The sequence below is a fragment of the Streptomyces yongxingensis genome (assembly GCF_055597465.1).
In genome coordinates this window covers 6,485,335-6,503,044 of sequence record NZ_CM145717.1, presented here as the reverse complement: position 1 = coordinate 6,503,044, position 17,710 = coordinate 6,485,335, and the positions used below count along the sequence as shown (strand labels likewise).

Here is a 17,710-nt window from a genome sequence, read left to right as displayed (position 1 = left end):
CGCGGACCCGGACAGTTCGGAATGCGTCCCGTGATCCTCGTTGATCTGCTACTCCGGTTGTGGTGGCGGTAAATGCGCTACTTCGCGGGCGAAATAAGACCCCAGATCCTCACCGGCGTCGTAGAGATCCCTGGTGAGCGCACGGCAGCGGGTGGTGATCCCGGCATCCGTGAACCGCACCGCGCCGTCGAGGATGCCCTGGTCCGTATAGCGGATCCGGTAGGTCGTGGAGTCGCCCAGCGTCAGGATCTCCGGCAGCGGTTCGGATCTCTCCAGGTCGGCGAGGTGTTCCGGGCCGACCACCCGGATCCTCTCCCCGCATTCGGCGCGCAGCCGCAGCAGATGCAGCTCCCATTGCAGATACGGGGTGATGGGCTCCTCGACCACCCGGACCCGGTAGAGGGTGATCCGGTGGTCTTCGACCTCCTGCGAGAATTCCCGCAGATAGCCGCGCTCCTCCTCGATGAGACGCAGGGATTCGTCCCAGTCGCCCCGGGCGAACGCCTCCCAGCTGGCGAATCCCGGCTCCCTGAAGTGCTGCCCCCGCTCCAGCTTCCAGGAGTCCTGGCCGTCGATCGTCCACTGCCGCTCGCGGAAGTCGCGGCGGTAGGCGTCGAGGGGGAGCGCTTCGCCCTGGCTGGTGTCGAGGCGGGGGCCGTCAAGTCCGAGCATCGGGGATGTCCGGTTTCGCGGCGCTCAGGGTGGAGCCCGGGATGACGACGAGGCGCTCGTCAGGGGCGATGCTGGCGTCGTCGGGGAGTTTCGCGCGATAGGCGTCGGTGAGGTCGCGGCCGATGACCGCGATGTCACCGTTGTCGAGCTGCCAGATGTCCGGGCACCCGTCACGTCCACCGGTGGTTCCGAGCTCGCGCGCCGACTTTCCTAATCGACGCGCGAACGACGCGGACGGGTCGGCTTCCCAGGCACGGGCCATCGCTCTCTCCACTCATCCGTCGTGGTTACCGAGTGTAGGAATGGCCTTCACGGATGGCAACGGTCGCCCTGTGCCGAGGACTGGATCAAGCCGTATCAGGCCGGGGGCAGCAGCTTCTTCTGGGGCTTGCCCATGGCGTTGCGGGGCAGGGCCTCCAGGAAGCGCACCTTGCGGGGGCGCTTGTGGACGGAGAGCTGGGAGGCGACGAAGTCGATCAGCTCCTTCTCCCCGATGCCGTCGGCCACGACATACGCGACGATCTCCTGGCCCAGGTCCTCGTGCGGGGCGCCGACGACGGCGGCCTCGCGGACGGCCGGGTGGTCCAGCAGGGCGTTCTCGACCTCGCCCGCGCCGATGCGGTAGCCGCCGGACTTGATCATGTCGGTGGAGGCGCGGCCCACGATGCGGTGGAAGCCGTCCGGGTCGATGGCGGCGATGTCGCCCGTGCGGAACCAGCCGTCCTCGGTGTACGAACCGGCCGTGGCCTCGGGCCGGTTGAGGTAGCCGTCGAAGAGGGTCGGGCCGGTGAGCTGGAGCTCACCGATCTCGGCGCCCTCCTCGGCGGCGATCCGGGTGCGGATGCCCGACAGGGGGGTGCCGACGTAGCCGGGGCGGCGCTCGCCGTCGGCGCGGGTGCTGAGGGTGATGAGGGTCTCGGTCATGCCGTAGCGCTCGATGGGGCGCTGGCCGGTGAGCCGCTCCAGCTCGCGGAAGACCGGGGCGGGGAGCGGGGCGCTGCCGGAGACCAGCAGCCGGGCGGAGGCCAGGGCGCGGGCGGAGTCCGGGTCCTGGACGATCCGGTTCCAGACCGTGGGCACCCCGAAGTAGAGGCTGCCGCCCGCCGTCGCGTACGCCGCGGGGGTGGGCTTGCCGGTGTGCACCAGACCGCTGCCCACCCGCAGCGGGCCCAGCACACCGAGCACCAGCCCGTGCACATGGAACAGCGGCAGCCCGTGGACCAGGGTGTCCTCCGCGGTCCAGGCCCAGGCCGCGGCGAGCCCGTCCAGGTCGGCGGCCACCGCCCGCCGGGAGATCAGCGCGCCCTTGGGCGCACCCGTGGTGCCCGAGGTGTAGAGGATGAACGCCGTGGACTCCGGGTCCGGCTCCGGCTTCGTCCACGCCGCGCGCTCGGTCAGGTCCACCGGGACGGTCTCGACGGGGGCGTCCACGGCCTCCCCGGTGAGCAGCAGGGTGGCGCCCGAGTCCCGCAGTATGTGGTCGCGTTCGGCCGGGCCGGAGTCCGGCGGTACGGGCACCACCGGCACCCCGGCCAGCAGCGCGCCGACCACCGCGACCACCGTCTCCGGGGTCGCGGTCGCCCGCACCGCGACGACCGGCGCACCGGCGATACGAGCCGCCACCGCGCCCGCGGCACCGAGCAGTTCCTCGCGCGAGAGCGCGCGGCCGCCGACGCTCAGGGCGTCGGGGCGGTCGCCACCGGGCGCGGCGAGGGACGTGAGGAGAGGTGCGGTCACGGAACTGGCTCCTTCCACAGCGGGCGTCGGTGCGTCTCGGGCCCGCTCGTCTTCCGGGGGGCTGGTTTCGGGTGCTAGCCCTACCGACAAAGCGTCCCCGCGACCGTACCGTCCTTAAGCATGGACGCCCGTGACCCGGATCTGAAAAAGGAACTCGACGCGGCCCTGCAGACCCATAAGGAGCTGGGTGCGGAGTACGAGTCGGAGCTGGTCGACTCCTTCATGGAGAAGGTCGAGCAGCGCTTCAACGATACGGCGGACCGCCATGTCCGCCGCCAGCTCGCCGAACAGCAGATGGCGATGGCCCGCGGCAACCGCCCGTACGCCACCGGCGCGCCCGCGGCCCAGGCCCACGGCCTGGGCCTCGGCGAGCGCTTCGCCTTCGTCGGGGTCTCCCTGGTGCTGGCCATCCCCCTGTCGGCCATCGGCGTCGTGAACGAGGGCCTGCCGGGCCTGCTGATCACCTGGGCCGGGATCTTCGGCGTCAACGCCGTCCACGCCATGGGGGCCCTCTCCTGGCTCCGCCGAGGCCGTGGGCAGGAGGAGAGCAGGGACTAGAAAAATCTGCGCGGGGACCGCCGCACCCCGGCGCTTTCGCACCGAGGGCGGGACGACGGCGGTCCCCGCGGGGACGCGGGCCGGGTCAGGGCCGGCATTCCGCGTCCAGGCGACCTTGGAGGTCCGGGAGCCGCTCCGGAGGTCCTGTCGCCTCATCTCGGGTGTCGGTGTCGTCCTTCCGACGCCCACTAATCTGCCGGAGCTGTGTTAACCCTGTGCTGCGGGCGCGTGACACGTACGTACCACTTGCCCGAAAGGGCGGTTGGGATCCTTACGGGCCCTCACTTCGGGCTATTGGCCAGGTACGCCAGCAGGTCCTGCCGGCTCACCACGCCCTTGGGCTTGCCCTCCACCAGCACGATCGCCGCGTCCGCCGCGCCCAGCACCGCCATCAGGTCCTCGACCGGCTCACCGGAGCCGACATGCGGCAGCGGCGGGCTCATGTGCTTCTCCAGCGGGTCGGTCAGCTCCGCGCGCTTCGCGAACAGGGCGTCCAGCAGCTCGCGTTCCACCACCGAGCCGATGACCTCGGCGGCCATCACATCGGGGTGCCCGGCGCCCGGCTTGACGATCGGCATCTGCGAGACGCCGTACTCCCGCAGCACGTCGATGGCCTCGCCCACCGTCTCGTCCGGGTGCATATGGACCAGCGAGGGCAGTCCGCCCTCCTTGCCCTGGAGCACATCGCCGACCCGCACCGAGGGGCCGTCCTCCTCGAGGAAGCCGTAGTCGGCCATCCACTCATCGTTGAAGATCTTGGAGAGATAGCCGCGGCCGCTGTCGGGCAGCAGGACGACCACCACATCGTCCGGGCCGAGCCGCTCGGCGATCTTCAGCGCGCCGACGACGGCCATCCCGCAGGAGCCGCCGACCAGCAGCCCCTCCTCCTTGGCCAGCCGCCGCGTCATCTGGAAGGCGTCCTTGTCGGAGACGGCGACGATCTCGTCCGCGACGGTCTGGTCGTACGCGGTCGGCCAGAAGTCCTCACCGACGCCCTCGATCAGATACGGGCGGCCGGAGCCGCCGGAGTAGACCGAGCCCTCGGGGTCGGCGCCGATCACCTGGACCCGGCCCTCGCTGGCCTCCTTCAGATAGCGGCCGGTGCCGGAGATCGTGCCGCCGGTGCCGACGCCCGCCACGAAGTGGGTGATCTTGCCTTCGGTCTGCTCCCACAGCTCGGGGCCGGTGGTCTCGTAGTGGGAGAGCGGGTTGTTCGGGTTGCTGTACTGGTCGGGCTTCCAGGCGCCCGGCGTCTCGCGGACCAGCCGGTCGGAGACGTTGTAGTACGAGTCGGGGTGCTCGGGGTCCACGGCGGTGGGGCAGACCACGACCTCGGCGCCGTAGGCCCGCAGCACATTGATCTTGTCCGTGGACACCTTGTCCGGGCAGACGAAGACGCACTTGTAGCCCTTGCGCTGGGCGACCATGGCGAGGCCCACGCCGGTGTTGCCGGAGGTCGGCTCGACGATGGTGCCGCCCGGCTTCAGCTCCCCGGAGCGCTCCGCGGCCTCTATCATCCGGACCGCGATCCGGTCCTTCACCGAGCCGCCGGGGTTGAAGTATTCGACCTTGGCCAGGACGGTCGCCCGGATGCCTTCGGTCACGGTGTTGAGCTTCACCAGCGGGGTGTTGCCGACCAGCTCAATCATCGATTCGTAGTACTGCACACCTGCTCCTGGTCCGGTTCCGCGGGGTCTCCGCGTCGGGGCGGCCGCCGTCGCGGGGCCGTGCTGCCAGCTTATTGCGCGCTGCCGCCCTCCGACCGGCGCGTTGGGACGAAGCCCACACGGGGCAACAAGTTGTTGGCAAGGCGTACAAAGGAGAAGGAAGCGCGTGCGCGTGCGGACGTGGACGGAGGTGGGCTGGACCCATGTCGATGTCGAGGGCGAGGGTGGCGCGGCGGATCGCCGCCGCGGCGGCGTACGGGGGCGGCGGGATCGGGCTGCTGGGCGGGGTGACCGCCGTGCTGTTGCTCACCGAGGTGTCCCATGCGAAGCGGGTCGTGGGCGGGTCGGACGATCCGCCTCCGCGCGCGGACGGCCGATATGGCTTCGCCTTCGCCCGCAGGACCGGCCAGCCACCACTGCGGCTGGCCTTTCTCGGCGACTCCACGGCCGCCGGACAGGGCGTCCACCGCCCTAGTCAGACACCGGGCGCGCTGCTCGCCTCGGGGCTGGCGGCGGTCGCGGAGCGCCCGGTGGACCTGCGGAACGTGGCGCTGCCGGGGGCGCAGTCCAGCGATCTGGAGCGCCAGGTCACGCTGGTACTGGAGGATCCGGACCTGCTCCCCGACGTATCCGTGATCATGATCGGCGCCAATGACGTCACCCGGCGGATGCCGCCCGCCACGTCGGTGCGGCTGCTGTCGGACGCGGTGCGCAGACTGCGCGAGAGCGGCTGCGAGGTGATCGTGGGCACCTGTCCCGACCTCGGCACGATCGAGCCCGTCTATCAGCCGCTGCGCTGGATCGCGCGGCGGCTGAGCCGGCAGTTGGCCGCCGCGCAGACGATCGGAGTGGTGGAGCAGGGCGGGCGCACGGTCTCGCTGGGCGATCTGCTGGGCCCGGAGTTCGCGGCGAATCCGCGGGAGCTGTTCGGCCCGGACAACTACCACCCCTCGGCGGAGGGGTACGCCACGGCGGCGATGGCCGTTCTGCCGACCCTGTGCGACTCGCTGGGCCTGTGGCCCGAGGAGGCGCCGGAGACGCTCGACCAGGGCATCCTGCCGGTCGCCACGGCGGCGGCCGAGGCGGCCGCGGAGGGCGGCACCGAGGTCACCGCGGCCCGCGGCCCCTGGGCCCGCCTGCTGCGCCGCCAGGGCCCTGCCACGAAGGAGCCCGCGCCCCTCTCCGGCTCCCCCGACACCTCGTCCCCGGTGTCCCCGCCCCCTTCGGGCTGCTGACCCCGCGCGGGCCCGCGGCCCGGGGCGAGGCTCCCAGCCCCGTCCGAGGTGCCGCCTGGCGTGCGCGGCCGAGCACATCGGCCCGCACCGGTGGGCCGTGGCATCGGTGGAGCGGTGGCGCCCAGCCCCGACGCGGCCTTGTGGTGCCCCGAGGGGACTCCGCATCCCGGGCCACTGAGCGTACGCTTGGAAAAAAGAGTCCCGCGTCACAGCCCGCACCCCGTGACCCTGCCGATACGTACGGGTAACTTCCCTTCGGAGTCCCGCCCGCACCCCGCCCCCATGGAGCCGTGATGCCCGAAGCAGTGATCGTCTCTGCCGCCCGTTCGCCCATCGGCCGCGCCTTCAAGGGTTCGCTCAAGGATCTGCGGCCGGACGATCTCACCGCCGAGATCATCCAGGCCGCGCTCGCCAAGGTCCCCGAGCTCGACCCGCGCGAGATCGACGACCTGATGCTCGGCTGCGGGCTGCCGGGCGGTGAGCAGGGGCACAACCTGGGGCGGATCGTGGCCGTGCAGATGGGGATGGACCACCTCCCCGGCTGTACGATCACCCGCTACTGCTCCTCCTCCCTCCAGACCTCGCGGATGGCGCTGCACGCCATCAAGGCGGGCGAGGGCGACGTCTTCATCTCGGCGGGCGTCGAGATGGTCTCGCGGTCGAAGAAGGGCACCTCGGACGGGCTGCCGGACACCCACAACCCGGTGTTCGCGGAGGCCGAGGCCCGTACCGCCGCACGCGCCGAGCAGGGGGGCTCCGACTGGCACGACCCGCGCGAGGACGATCTCCTGCCCGACCCGTACATCGCGATGGGCCAGACGGCCGAGAACCTGGCCCGGCTCAAGGGGGTCACCCGCGAGGAGATGGACGAGTTCGGCGTGCGGTCCCAGAATCTCGCCGAGGAGGCCATCAAGAAGGGCTTCTGGGAGCGGGAGATCACCCCGGTGACCACTCCCGACGGCACGGTCGTCAGCACGGACGACGGCCCCCGCGCGGGCACCACCCTGGAGGCGGTGCAGGGCCTGAAGCCGGTCTTCCGCCCCGACGGCCGGATCACCGCGGGCAACTGCTGCCCGCTCAACGACGGCGCCGCGGCGCTGGTGATCATGTCCGACACCAAGGCGCGGGAGCTGGGCGTGACCCCGCTGGCCCGGATCGTGTCCACCGGTGTCACCGGCCTCTCCCCCGAGATCATGGGCTACGGCCCGGTCGAGGCGTCCAAGCAGGCGCTGGCCCGCGCCGGGATGTCGATCGGCGACATCGACCTGGTGGAGATCAACGAGGCGTTCGCCGCGCAGGTCATCCCGTCCTACCGCGATCTGGGCATCGACCTGGACCGCCTCAATGTCAACGGCGGCGCGATCGCCGTGGGCCACCCCTTCGGCATGACCGGCGCCCGGATCACCGGCACGCTGATCAATTCGCTGCAGTTCCACGACAAGCAGTTCGGCCTGGAGACCATGTGCGTCGGTGGCGGCCAGGGCATGGCCATGGTCATCGAGCGCCTGAGCTGAGATGAGCTGGGCCGATCCGCCGAGCCGGGCCGGGCGGCCGCGTCGTAGCGCGTCTGCGACACTGGTTCGGCCCGGGCCGTGACCGAATCTCCCCCAGGATGTGACAAAGGTCCTGGGGGAGAGCCGTCTGCCCAGCTCAGCACCGGTGACCAAAGGCCCGCCCGGTACCGAATTCTGCCCATTTGGTGATGGTATGCACTGACGTCGAGAGGCGATAAGCCTCAAGCTGAGGTAGGAATTCGGGGGATCTACAGCCAACCGGGAGTACGTCAGTGAGCCCCACGACTCTTGCCCTCCTCCTGGCCGCGGTGACCGCCACGGCCGTAGGGGCGGCCGCCCTGCACACCGCGCGCGGTGTGCGCCGGCAGATCAGTGAGCTGCGCGCCGAGCTCGCGGCCACCGTGGCCGCCGGTGCCCGGACGGGCGGCGGAGGCGGCGGCGGAGGCGGAGGCGAGGAGGGCGGCGCGACGGTGCCCGCACCCCGCGCCACCCCGGCCGACGAGATACGCGCGGCCGTCGCCGACGCGCTGGCCGAGGAGCGGGAGCGCGAGCTGGCCGAGGCGCGGGCGTTCTGGGCCGCCCAGGAGGCCCGGGACTCCGCCGGAGCGGCCGACGCGCATTCGCTGCTGAGCGGGCCGGGCGGGTTCGGCGAGGACGCCCCCCAGGACGCGCAGCTCTTCGTGCCCCGCCAGGCCGACCTGGCCGGGCTCGAACCGCTGCTCGGGCTGGACGCGCTGGGCCCCGAGGCCATGGACTCCGCCGGGGACCAGGAACCCGAGGTCGAGTCCGAGGTGGAGCTGGAGCTGGGCGCCGGGGCGGAGCCCGCGGCCGAGCCCCGGGAGTCCGCCGAGCTGGCGTCGGCCCGCCGTCGCCATCCGTCCCACCCCGACTTCACCCCGTCGTCCCCCGTCGCCGACCACGACCGTACGGTGACCCGGCTCACCGAGCTGGCCGACGCCCGCACCCCGCTGTCCGATGTGCGGCCCGGGCCCCTCGGCACCCTCGACGTCTACGTCTTCGCCGACGGCACCACGATCTGCATGACCCCGGGCCACCGGGAGACCGCGGAGCGGCTGGCGGACGCGCTGCGCGAGGGCACGGCCCCGGTGCTGCTCGGCGGCTCGGGCGTCTCCGGCGCTTATGCGCTCACGTTCGGTTGCGGCGAGGAGAACGTGTACGTCCTCGCCGACCGCGTCATCGCCTCGCTGTAACGCACGGTAAGCGGCGTCGCACGGTAAGCGGCGCTCTCAGACGCCGCAGCGCCCCGCCGCCTCCGCCACGAGCGCCACGGCCTCGGCGGCCCCCCGCGCCGTATCGCCGCCCCCGGCGCCACCCGGCGCACGCTCCAGCGCGTGCACCAAATCATGTCCGGCCACCGCCACCTGGTCGGCGACCACGAACAGCCCCGCGTCCGGCATGATCCGCGGCGGGGTTCCCGGCTCCTCCAGCCGCTGTGCGCGCACCGACAATTCCCTAGCCAGGGCCAGTCCTTCGGCCGCCGCGCCCGCGCGCAGCCGGGACTGCGGAAGGGCGCGCAACCGGTCGGCGAGCCGGTCGACGGCGGCCAGGAGGGGGGTGACATCATCCACGCTCCGAGCGTATGCGCCACTGAGGGACTGTTGCCAACGGGCGAACACTCAGGCACGGTGAGCTGAAGGAAACCCGGGCCATGGACCCGGGTCCGGCATGGAAGCGTCCGGAGGCGCCGATGTCCCAAATCTTCTCCGACGAGACTCACCGGAACCTACTCTCCCGCATCCCCCAGTGCACGGGCCGTGAAGTCGCCGACTGGCTGCGCACGGTCGACGAGGGCCCCGCTTTCTTCCGATTCGAAGAGAAGGTCAGCTGGCTGCGCGGCGAGCACCAGCTCGCCTACGGCCACGCGAAGGCCATCATCCATGAACACGACTTGAGGCGTGCGGCACGCAAGCTGCTGTAGCCGCTGCCCGGAGGCAGAAGCGTGTATGACAGACCCACCCCCGAAAGGGGCGGCTTAAGCCGCACAGGAAGAAGGGCCCGCGGAGGTCTTCGCCTCCGCGGGCCCTTCTACGTGCTGTCCACGTGCTGCGTGACGCTCAGAGACGCCAGTCGCTAGTCCCTGAAGATCGAGATCAGCCGGAGCAGCTCCAGGTAGATCCACACCAGCGAGAGCGTCAGCCCGAAGGCGGCCAGCCAGGACTCCTCGCGCGGAGCGCCGTACCGGACACCGTCCTCGACCTGCTTGAAGTCCATCGCCAGGAACGCCGCGCCGAGCACCACACCGACGAGGCCGAAGACGATGCCGAGGCCGCCGCTGCGGAAGCCGAGGCCGTCCCCGCCGCCGAAGGCGGCGAACAGCAGGTTGACCGCCATCAGCAGGATGAAGCCGATGGCCGCGGCGAGCACAAAGCGCTGGAACCGCGCGTTCACCCGGATGAGGCGGGTCTTGTACGCGACGAGCACACCGACGAACACGGCCATCGTGCCGAGCACGGCCTGCATCGGGATGCCGGACCAGCGCTCGTTGTACACCTGGCTGATGACGCCGAGGAAGAGACCCTCGAAGAGGGCGTAACCCATGATCAGCGCGGGCGAGGCCGTGCGCTTGAACGACTGGACGAGGCCGAGCACCATCGCCACGAGCGCGGCGCCGAAGCCCACGCCCACCGGAAGCTGCGCGATCCACGCGACCGCGGCGGCGACGATGACGGTACCGAGGGTCATACCGGTGCGCATGACGACGTCGTCCATCGTCATCCGGCCGGTCTGCAGCGGGCCCGCCGGCGGCGCGCCGTACATCTGCTGCAGTTGTTCGGGGGTCAGATTCTGCTGGTCGCCCGCCGCGTAGGGGTTCGTGGGCGCCTGTGTCTGCGCGTACGGGTTACCGCCCGCGTACGGGTTGGCCTGACCGGCGGCGGGGCTCCCGGCCTGCGGCGCCGCGCCGAAACCGGCGTAGCCGCCGCTGCGGCTGAACCCCCGTCGCGAGAAGACCGGGTTGCTGCTCCTCATCTCACTCCTCCGTGGCCGCCGAGCGCGACCTTGACTCAAGAGTAATGGGTAAGCAAAGAAAGCACCCTAGTGCCCAAGGAGGATCTTTTCATGCAGGAAGAGGCCGCGCGAGGCCCCTGCGGGCCCCGCGCACGCACTTGGGGCGACCATCCACACACGCTGAGTGCGCCCACCGGATCTGAAGGTGCCCGGAACCGGACTTGAACCGGTACGCCCGCGAGGGGCAGCGAGGTTTAAGCTCGCCGTGTCTGCATTCCACCATCCGGGCAGCGGTTCCCCCTGGGCCGTACGGTGCGCATACGGCCCTCCCCTGGAAGAGAGCAGCACGAGCCTATCCGGGGACATGCCCCCGCACAGTGAATCCACGGACCGAGGTTGTCTTATTTTATTGGCAACTGAGGGTGCATCAGCAGCGGGGCGGGGTACCCGAAGTTGCCGACGTCCATTGGACCTGCCGATATGCCCTGATCCCCCATTAACTGGGGATTGACGCAATCTCGACGTCCCGGACGGGGCGTCTTCTCCTCCTCAAGGAGGACTCCGCCACCACCACCTACATCGCGCGACCCCCACGAGAACCGGAGCACGGGGTGATCCCGTGCCCCTTCACAACCGGAACCATGGAGTGACGTCCCGCCCACTCCCGCAGAGCACGACAGGAGTCATCCACCGTGACCACCACCCCCTTCGGCGTCGAAACCGCCGCCCGCTCCACCGCGGCGGCCGCCCGCGCCACGGACCTGAGCAAGGTCTACGGCGAGGGCGAGACCCAGGTAATCGCCCTGGATTCGGTCTCCGTCGAGTTCCGCCAGGCGGAGTTCACCGCGATCATGGGCCCGTCCGGTTCCGGCAAGTCCACGCTGATGCACTGCATGGCGGGTCTCGACACCATCTCCAGTGGCTCGGCCCAGATCGGCGATGTCGAACTGACCACGCTCAAGGACAAGAAGCTCACCCAGCTGCGCCGCGACAAGATCGGCTTCATCTTCCAGGCGTTCAACCTGCTGCCGACGCTGAACGCGCTGGAGAACATCACCCTCCCGATGGACATCGCGGGCCGCAAGGCCGACCAGGCGTGGCTGGACCAGGTGGTGGCCACGGTCGGTCTGGCCGGGCGGCTCAAGCACCGTCCCAACCAGCTGTCGGGTGGTCAGCAGCAGCGCGTCGCGGTGGCCCGCGCCCTGGCCGGCCAGCCGGAGATCATCTTCGCCGACGAGCCGACCGGCAACCTGGACTCCCGCTCCGGCGCCGAGGTCCTGGGCTTCCTCCGCAACTCGGTGCGGGAGCTGGGCCAGACGATCGTGATGGTGACCCATGACCCGGTCGCCGCGTCCTACTCCGATCGGGTGGTCTTCCTCGCCGACGGCCAGATCGTGGACGAGCTGCGCAACCCGACCGCCGACTCGGTACTGGACCGCATGAAGCGCTTCGACGCCAAGGGCCGCACGAGCTGACGCGGAGCGCGCGCCCGTCTCCCCTCTTAAGACTCGGTGCGCCTCCGGGGCGCCAAAGCCCCTGTCGACGGTCGACCGTGCTCGGCCCTTGCGCGCGGCGGCAGCCGCATATCGATCGCAGCCTCAGGGCCTCCGCGCGCTCTCCCTTTTGACAGGGGCGCGCCCCTTCGGCTCACTCGCAGCGCCGCCTCGCACTCCCCCACTCCACCCCTTCAGGACTGACACCTCATGCTCCGTACAGCCCTGCGCAATGTGCTTGCGCACAAGGCCCGGTTGCTGATGACCGTGCTCGCCGTGATGCTCGGCGTGGCCTTCGTCGCCGGCACCCTGGTCTTCACCAACACCATCTCCGACGCCTACCAGAAGAGCTCTCAGAAGGGGTTCGAGGGCGTCGACGTCGCCATCACCCCCGACAAGAAGGACGACGACTCCGCCAACCCCGGTGACGCGCCCCGGCTGAGCCAGCAACTGCTGGACAAGGCGTCCAAGGCGCCCGGCGCCGCCTCCGCCTACGGGGTGGTGCAGGGCTACTCCGCCCTCGCCGACAAGAAGGGCGACCTGATCGGCGGCGGCTTCTCCAACCGCGGTGGCAACTACTACCCGGGCGCCGACGGCAAGGACTCCCGGTACACGATGACCGAGGGCCGCGCCCCCAAGGCCGCGGGTGAGATCGCGCTCGACTCCAGGACCGCCGAGCGCGGCCACTACAAGGCCGGGGACTCCATCCGGGTGTCCGTCGACGGCCCGGTGCGCACCCAGAAGGTCGTCGGCGTCTTCACCACCGACGACGGCACTGTCGCGGCGGGCGGCACCCTCGCGCTGTACGACACGGCCACCGCGCAGAAGCTGTTGGGCAAGCCCGGGCAGTTCGACGAGATCGATGTGAAGGCCGCCCCGGGCACCTCGCAGGCCGCCCTGAAGTCGTCGATCGACAAGATCCTGCCCGAGCAGGCCAAGGCCGACACCGCCAAGAAGCTCGCCAAGGACCAGGCCAAGGCGATCGAAGACGGCATGAGCAGCATGCAGACCGCGATGCTGGTGTTCGCCGGGATCGCGCTCTTCGTCGGCATCTTCATCATCGTCAACACCTTCTCCATGCTGGTCGCCCAGCGCACCAGGGAGCTCGCCCTGATGCGCGCGGTGGGCGCGACCCGCCGTCAGGTCACCCGCTCGGTGCTCATCGAGGCCACCGTCGTGGGCGCCGTCGCGGCCGTGGTGGGCCTCATCGCCGGTGTCGGCATCGGCGCCGTGCTGCGCTCGGTGCTCAACTCCACCGGGGCCAGGGTCCCGGACGGTCCGCTGGTCGTCGCGCCGACCACCGTGCTGGTCTCGGTACTCGTGGGCGTCGTGGTGACCGTGCTCTCCGCCTGGCTGCCCGGCCGCCGCGCCGCCAAGATCCCGCCGGTCGCCGCGATGAACAGCGTGCACGCCCCGCCGACCACCCGCGGTCTGGTGGTCCGCAACACCATCGGCGCGATCCTCGCCGCGGGCGGTGCCGCGCTGGTGGTGGCCGGTGCGGGCATGGGTGGCGACGGCCAGGGCCCGATGGGCTTCGGCGCGGTCGTCCTGGTGATCGGCGTCTTCGTGCTCACCCCGCTGCTGTCCCGGCCGCTGATCGCGGCCGCCGGCCCGGTGCTGCGGATCTTCGGGATGCCCGGCAAGCTGGCCCGGCAGAACGCGGTGCGCAACCCGCGCCGCACCGCCGCCACCGCCTCCGCCCTGATGGTGGGTCTCACCCTGATCACCGGTATGACGGTGATCGCGGGATCCATGCAGAAGGGGATCGACAAGATGGCGGCCGACGGGCTGAAGTCCGACTACGTCGTCAGCATGGGCGGGACCGGCGCGCGGCCGCTGTCGCCCGAGGTGTCCAAGACCCTGGCGAAGCTGCCCGAGGTCAGCACGATCAGCCCGCTGCGCAGCTCCCCGGCCCGGGTCGCCGGCGACTCCGACTCCCTGACGGGTGTCGACCCGAAGGCCATCAAGGACCTGGTGAAGGTGGACTTCACCGAGGGCTCGTTCGCCGCGCTCGGGGGCACCAAGGCCCTCATCGACGACAAGATCGCCGACGAGCACCACTGGAAGGTCGGCTCCACCATCCCGGTGACCTACGAGGACGGTCGCAGCGGCAAGCTGACCGTGGGCGGTGTCTACGAGGGCAACCAGATGATCCGCGGGGTCATGGTCGACAACGCCACGGTCACCCCGCACATGGCCACCGTCGCGGACTTCCAGGTGATGCTGAAGACCAAGGGCGGCGCCACGGAGAACAACAAGGACCTGCTGAAGAAGACGCTCGGCGAGAACCCGGCGATCAAGATCCAGAACAAGCAGGACACCTCCGACGAGATCGCCAGCGCCTTCACCCTGATGCTGAACATGCTCTACGGGCTGCTCGCCATGGCCGTGATCGTCGCGGTGCTCGGTGTCATCAACACCCTGGCGATGTCGGTCTTCGAGCGGTCCAAGGAGATCGGCATGCTGCGGGCCATCGGGCTGGACCGCGCCGGCATCAAGCGGATGGTCCGGCTGGAGTCGCTGGTCATCTCGCTCTTCGGCGGGGTGCTCGGTCTCGGCCTCGGCGTCTTCTTCGGCTGGGCGGTCGGTGAGCTGATCGCCACCGAGCTGCCGAGCTACGAGCTGGTGCTGCCGTGGGGCCGGATGGGCCTGTTCCTGCTGATGGCGGCGTTCGTGGGCGCGATCGCGGCGCTGTGGCCGGCCCGGCGGGCCTCCAAGCTCAACATGCTGGCCGCCATCAAGGCCGAATAGCCGCACAGCCGAACAGCGGCGAGCCGGACACGGGACGTCCCCGTCCGCCCCCGAGAGGGGCGGGCGGGGACGTCCGCGTTGTGGCCGCTTTCAGTCGCCTTCAGCCGCGCCAGTCGCGGGCGCGCAGCGGAAGCCCCGAGGCCCCGCCCTCGGGGGTGCGGACGGCGAGGACCTGGTTGACCCCGATCCGGTTGCGCTCGAAGGAGAGGGCGGAGGCCGCCATGTAGAGCCGCCAGACCCGGGCCCGGCCCGGGGAGGTCAGCCGCACGGCCTGGCTCCAGGACCGCTCCAGGTTGGCGACCCAGCGGCGCAGCGTGAGCGCGTAGTGCTCGCGGATGGCCTCCACGTCGCGCACCTCGAAGCCCGCCTCCTCCAGCTGGGCCACGGTCCGGCCGACCGGGGCGAGCTCACCGTCGGGGAAAACATAGCGGTCGATGAACTCGTCCACGTGGTACGCCTCTTCGTCCGGCTGGGGGCGCCGGGCGATCTGGTGGTTGAGCAGCCGCCCGCCGGGCCGCAGCAGCCGGTGCAGGATGGCGGCGTACTCGGCGTACCGCACGGCGCCCACGTGCTCGGCCATGCCGATCGAGGAGATGGCGTCGTAGGGCCCGTCCGGCACCTCGCGGTAGTCCTGGACCCGGATCTCCACCTGGTCGGTGAGCCCGGCGTCCGCGATGCGCTTACGGGCGTACGCCGCCTGCTCCTCGGAGAGCGTGACGCCGACGGCACGCACCCCGTACTCGCGTGCCGCGTGCAGCACCATCGAGCCCCAGCCGCACCCCACGTCCAGCAGCCGCTGGCCGGGCTTCAGGGCCAGCTTGCGGCAGACCAGGTCCAGCTTGGCGCGCTGGGCCTCCTCCAGCGTGGAGTCCGCCCGGTCCCAGTAGGCGCAGGAGTAGACCATCGAGGGGCCGAGCACCAGCTCGTAGAAGTCGTTGCCGACGTCGTAGTGGTGGCTGATGGCCTTACGGTCGCGGCGCAGGGAGTGCAGCGAACCGAAGGTGGGCCGGGCCTCCTCGCGCGGCGGGGGCGGCGGCAGCCCCGGCCCGGCGAGCGCGATCATCTCCCGGGCTGCGGTGCGCAGCGCGGGGTCGCGCAGCGCCTGGAGGCCGGTGAGGAGCCGGGACCGCGGCGCGGTGGCGGGGCCGCGCTCCCACAGCAGCCCGGACAGCCGGTCCAGGGCCTCGTACAGATCGCCCTCGACATCAAGGTCCCCGGCGACCCAGGCGCGGGCCAGGCCCAGCTCGCCCGGCCGCCACAGGATCCTGCGCAGCGCCCGGCGGCGCCGGATGACCAGGGTGGGCGCGCCGGGCGGACCGGTCTCGCTGTGGTCCCAGGCGCGGACGCGGATCGGGAGGGGGGTTCCCAGCACCTCCTCGGCCAGGGTGGCGATCCGCCCAGCGGCGTCGGCCATGTCGCACCTCCGTGATGGCGAGTCAGGAAGATTCACTCACCACGTAAACACCATGGAACCCGCCGTACAGTCCCGCCGACACGTCTGGAATCGGCAAAACAGCTTCAAAAAGCGGGCCATCGGAGGGCATCCGAGGGCAGACGTAAGGGCGTCCGCCCCACGGATGGCGGACGCCCTCGGCGTCAGTTGTGCGGGTCGGACCCATAGGGTCGGGCCCGTAGGGTCAGGACGCCTTGGCCTTCTCGGCCGGGGCCGCCGGCTTGGCCGCGGTGGCGGCGCTGACCGGGGAGGCGGCCTCGTAGAACTCCTCGCGGGGGTTCTCGATGGCGCCGAGCGAGACGACCTCGCGCTTGAGGAACATCCCCAGCGTCCAGTCGGCGAGCACCCGGATCTTGCGGTTGAAGGTCGGCATGGCCATGCCGTGGTAGCCACGGTGCATGTACCAGGCCAGGCGGCCCTTCAGCTTGATCTTCATCTTGCCGAAGACGATCATCGCGACGCCCTTGTGGAGGCCCAGGCCCGCGACGGCGCCCTTGTTGGCGTGCTTGTAGTCCTTCTGCGGGAAGCCCCGCATACCGGAGACCACGTTGTCACCGAGGACCTTGGCCTGGCGCAGCGCGTGCTGGGCGTTCGGCGGGCACCAGGCGCCCTCGCCGGTGGCGAGGTCCGGGACCTGCGCGTTGTCACCGGCGGCCCAGATGTAGTCGCTGCCCTGGACCTGGAGGGTCGGGGCGGTGTCCACATGGCCGCGCGGGCCGAGCGGGAGGCCGAACCGGGCCAGCGCCGGGTTGGGCTTGACGCCCGCGGTCCACACGATGGTGCTGGAGTCGACCTCGAGGCCGTTCTTGAGGACGACATGGCCGTCGACGCAGGAGTTCATCGAGGTCTCGAGGTAGACCTCGACACCGCGCTTCTGCAGGTGCTCCAGACCCCACTTGCCCAGCTTCGGGCCCACCTCGGGGAGGATCTTGTCGGCGGCGTCGACGAGGATGAAGCGCATGTCCTCGCGCTTCACGTTCGGGTAGTACTTGGCCGCGTCGCGGGCCATGTCCTCGACCTCGCCGATGGTCTCCGCGCCGGCGAAGCCACCGCCGACGAAGACGAAGGTGAGCGCCTTGCGGCGGATCTCCTCGTCCGTGGTGGAGTCGGCCTTGTCGAGCTGCTCGAGGACGTGGTTGCGGAGGCCGATGGCCTCCTCTATGCCCTTCATACCGATACCGTTCTCCGCGAGACCGGGAATCGGGAAGGTGCGGGAGACCGCGCCGAGGGCGACGACCAGGTAGTCGAAGGGCAGCTCGTACGTCTCGCCGACGAGCGGCTGGACGACGGCGACCTTGCGGTCCTGGTCGATGGTCGACACGCGGCCGGTGAGGACCTCCGCCTTGGGGAGCACGCGCCGCAGCGGAACCACGACGTGGCGCGGGGAGATGCTGCCGGCCGCAGCTTCGGGGAGGAAGGGCTGGTACGTCATGTACGAGCGGGGATCGACGACCGTGACGGTCGCCTCGCCGTACCGCATCTTCTTCAGAATGCGGCGCGCCGCGTACAGGCCAACGTACCCACCGCCTACAACGAGGATCCTGGGACGCTCCGTGGTGCTCATGTTTCGAGTATCCAGCACCCCACAGGGGGGACCTCGTGAGCCCCTTCACAAGCAATGTGGGGGTATCTGCTACACTCCGCCGCCCCCGTGATCGACGCC

Annotated in this window: 15 protein-coding genes and 1 tRNA gene; 7 read left to right on the top strand and 9 right to left on the bottom strand. The window is 70.7% G+C overall.

Translation table 11 applies throughout. The features are described from left to right. Window positions 1–48: 48 nt before the first annotated feature. The 3 genes from ACZ6TD_RS28140 to ACZ6TD_RS28130 all read right to left on the bottom strand — a co-directional run bounded on the left by ACZ6TD_RS28140 (window position 49) and on the right by ACZ6TD_RS28130 (window position 2,409). Entirely contained in the window at window positions 49–672 is a 624-nt protein-coding gene (locus ACZ6TD_RS28140; RefSeq protein ID WP_471342604.1) for a DUF6879 family protein, read from the bottom strand. Continuing rightward, window positions 659–934 carry a hypothetical protein gene (locus tag ACZ6TD_RS28135; RefSeq protein WP_471342602.1) on the bottom strand — a complete coding sequence of 92 codons (276 nt, stop codon included), beginning with the start codon at window positions 932–934 and terminating at the stop codon, window positions 659–661. Before ACZ6TD_RS28135 ends, ACZ6TD_RS28140 begins: the two co-directional genes overlap by 14 nt. 95 nt (window positions 935–1,029) lie before the next feature. After that, window positions 1,030–2,409, bottom strand: a complete 1,380-nt coding sequence (locus ACZ6TD_RS28130; protein WP_471342601.1) for an acyl-CoA synthetase — start codon at window positions 2,407–2,409, stop codon at window positions 1,030–1,032. 120 nt (window positions 2,410–2,529) lie between these two features. On the opposite strand from ACZ6TD_RS28130, the gene ACZ6TD_RS28125 reads away from it, so the two are divergent. Then, the gene (locus tag ACZ6TD_RS28125) at window positions 2,530–2,967 is read left to right on the top strand and encodes a hypothetical protein (protein ID WP_471342600.1); all 438 of its coding nucleotides are present in this window, start codon (window positions 2,530–2,532) and stop codon (window positions 2,965–2,967) included. A 281-nt stretch (window positions 2,968–3,248) separates the two neighbouring features. Here the strand turns inward: ACZ6TD_RS28125 and ACZ6TD_RS28120 are convergent, their stop codons facing one another. Then, window positions 3,249–4,634, bottom strand: coding sequence for a cystathionine beta-synthase (locus ACZ6TD_RS28120; RefSeq protein WP_471342598.1), 1,386 nt, complete (start codon window positions 4,632–4,634; stop codon window positions 3,249–3,251). A gap of 203 nt (window positions 4,635–4,837) precedes the next feature. Between ACZ6TD_RS28120 and ACZ6TD_RS28115 the strand changes: the two genes are divergently transcribed. From ACZ6TD_RS28115 to ACZ6TD_RS28105, 3 genes are all read left to right on the top strand, one after another. Then, window positions 4,838–5,869: an SGNH/GDSL hydrolase family protein gene (locus ACZ6TD_RS28115; protein WP_471342596.1), complete on the top strand. Its 1,032-nt coding sequence runs from the start codon at window positions 4,838–4,840 to the stop codon at window positions 5,867–5,869. A 293-nt stretch (window positions 5,870–6,162) separates the two neighbouring features. Further along, the gene (locus ACZ6TD_RS28110; protein WP_470012556.1) at window positions 6,163–7,383 is read left to right on the top strand and encodes an acetyl-CoA C-acetyltransferase; all 1,221 of its coding nucleotides are present in this window, start codon (window positions 6,163–6,165) and stop codon (window positions 7,381–7,383) included. Between the two features lie 272 nt (window positions 7,384–7,655). Next, on the top strand, window positions 7,656–8,594 hold the full coding sequence (locus ACZ6TD_RS28105; protein WP_471342595.1) for a hypothetical protein: 939 nt from the start codon (window positions 7,656–7,658) through the stop codon (window positions 8,592–8,594). Window positions 8,595–8,630: 36 nt separating this feature from the next. Here ACZ6TD_RS28105 and ACZ6TD_RS28100 read toward each other — a convergent pair whose 3' ends face one another. Continuing rightward, window positions 8,631–8,972, bottom strand: coding sequence for a hypothetical protein (locus ACZ6TD_RS28100; RefSeq protein WP_471342593.1), 342 nt, complete (start codon window positions 8,970–8,972; stop codon window positions 8,631–8,633). 119 nt (window positions 8,973–9,091) lie between these two features. On the opposite strand from ACZ6TD_RS28100, the gene ACZ6TD_RS28095 reads away from it, so the two are divergent. After that, on the top strand, window positions 9,092–9,322 hold the full coding sequence (locus ACZ6TD_RS28095; protein ID WP_037954490.1) for a DUF4287 domain-containing protein: 231 nt from the start codon (window positions 9,092–9,094) through the stop codon (window positions 9,320–9,322). A 152-nt stretch (window positions 9,323–9,474) separates the two neighbouring features. On the opposite strand, the gene ACZ6TD_RS28090 is transcribed toward ACZ6TD_RS28095, so the two are convergent. Both ACZ6TD_RS28090 and ACZ6TD_RS28085 read right to left on the bottom strand, forming a co-directional pair. Continuing rightward, a complete protein-coding gene (locus tag ACZ6TD_RS28090) occupies window positions 9,475–10,371 on the bottom strand; it encodes a Bax inhibitor-1/YccA family protein (RefSeq protein ID WP_471342591.1) in 897 nt (298 codons plus the stop codon). A gap of 185 nt (window positions 10,372–10,556) precedes the next feature. Next, window positions 10,557–10,639, bottom strand: a tRNA-Leu gene (locus ACZ6TD_RS28085). A gap of 403 nt (window positions 10,640–11,042) precedes the next feature. Between ACZ6TD_RS28085 and ACZ6TD_RS28080 the strand changes: the two genes are divergently transcribed. Both ACZ6TD_RS28080 and ACZ6TD_RS28075 read left to right on the top strand, forming a co-directional pair. Further along, window positions 11,043–11,825, top strand: a complete 783-nt coding sequence (locus tag ACZ6TD_RS28080; RefSeq protein ID WP_471342590.1) for an ABC transporter ATP-binding protein — start codon at window positions 11,043–11,045, stop codon at window positions 11,823–11,825. Window positions 11,826–12,053: 228 nt separating this feature from the next. Next, window positions 12,054–14,594, top strand: a complete 2,541-nt coding sequence (locus ACZ6TD_RS28075; protein ID WP_471342589.1) for an ABC transporter permease — start codon at window positions 12,054–12,056, stop codon at window positions 14,592–14,594. Window positions 14,595–14,694: 100 nt separating this feature from the next. On the opposite strand, the gene ACZ6TD_RS28070 is transcribed toward ACZ6TD_RS28075, so the two are convergent. Together ACZ6TD_RS28070 and ACZ6TD_RS28065 are read right to left on the bottom strand one after the other, a co-directional pair. Next, window positions 14,695–16,008: a class I SAM-dependent methyltransferase gene (locus ACZ6TD_RS28070; RefSeq protein WP_471342587.1), complete on the bottom strand. Its 1,314-nt coding sequence runs from the start codon at window positions 16,006–16,008 to the stop codon at window positions 14,695–14,697. A 223-nt stretch (window positions 16,009–16,231) separates the two neighbouring features. Continuing rightward, complete coding sequence (locus tag ACZ6TD_RS28065) at window positions 16,232–17,611, bottom strand: NAD(P)/FAD-dependent oxidoreductase (protein ID WP_471342586.1); 1,380 nt, start codon at window positions 17,609–17,611, stop codon at window positions 16,232–16,234. Window positions 17,612–17,710: the final 99 nt, after the last annotated feature.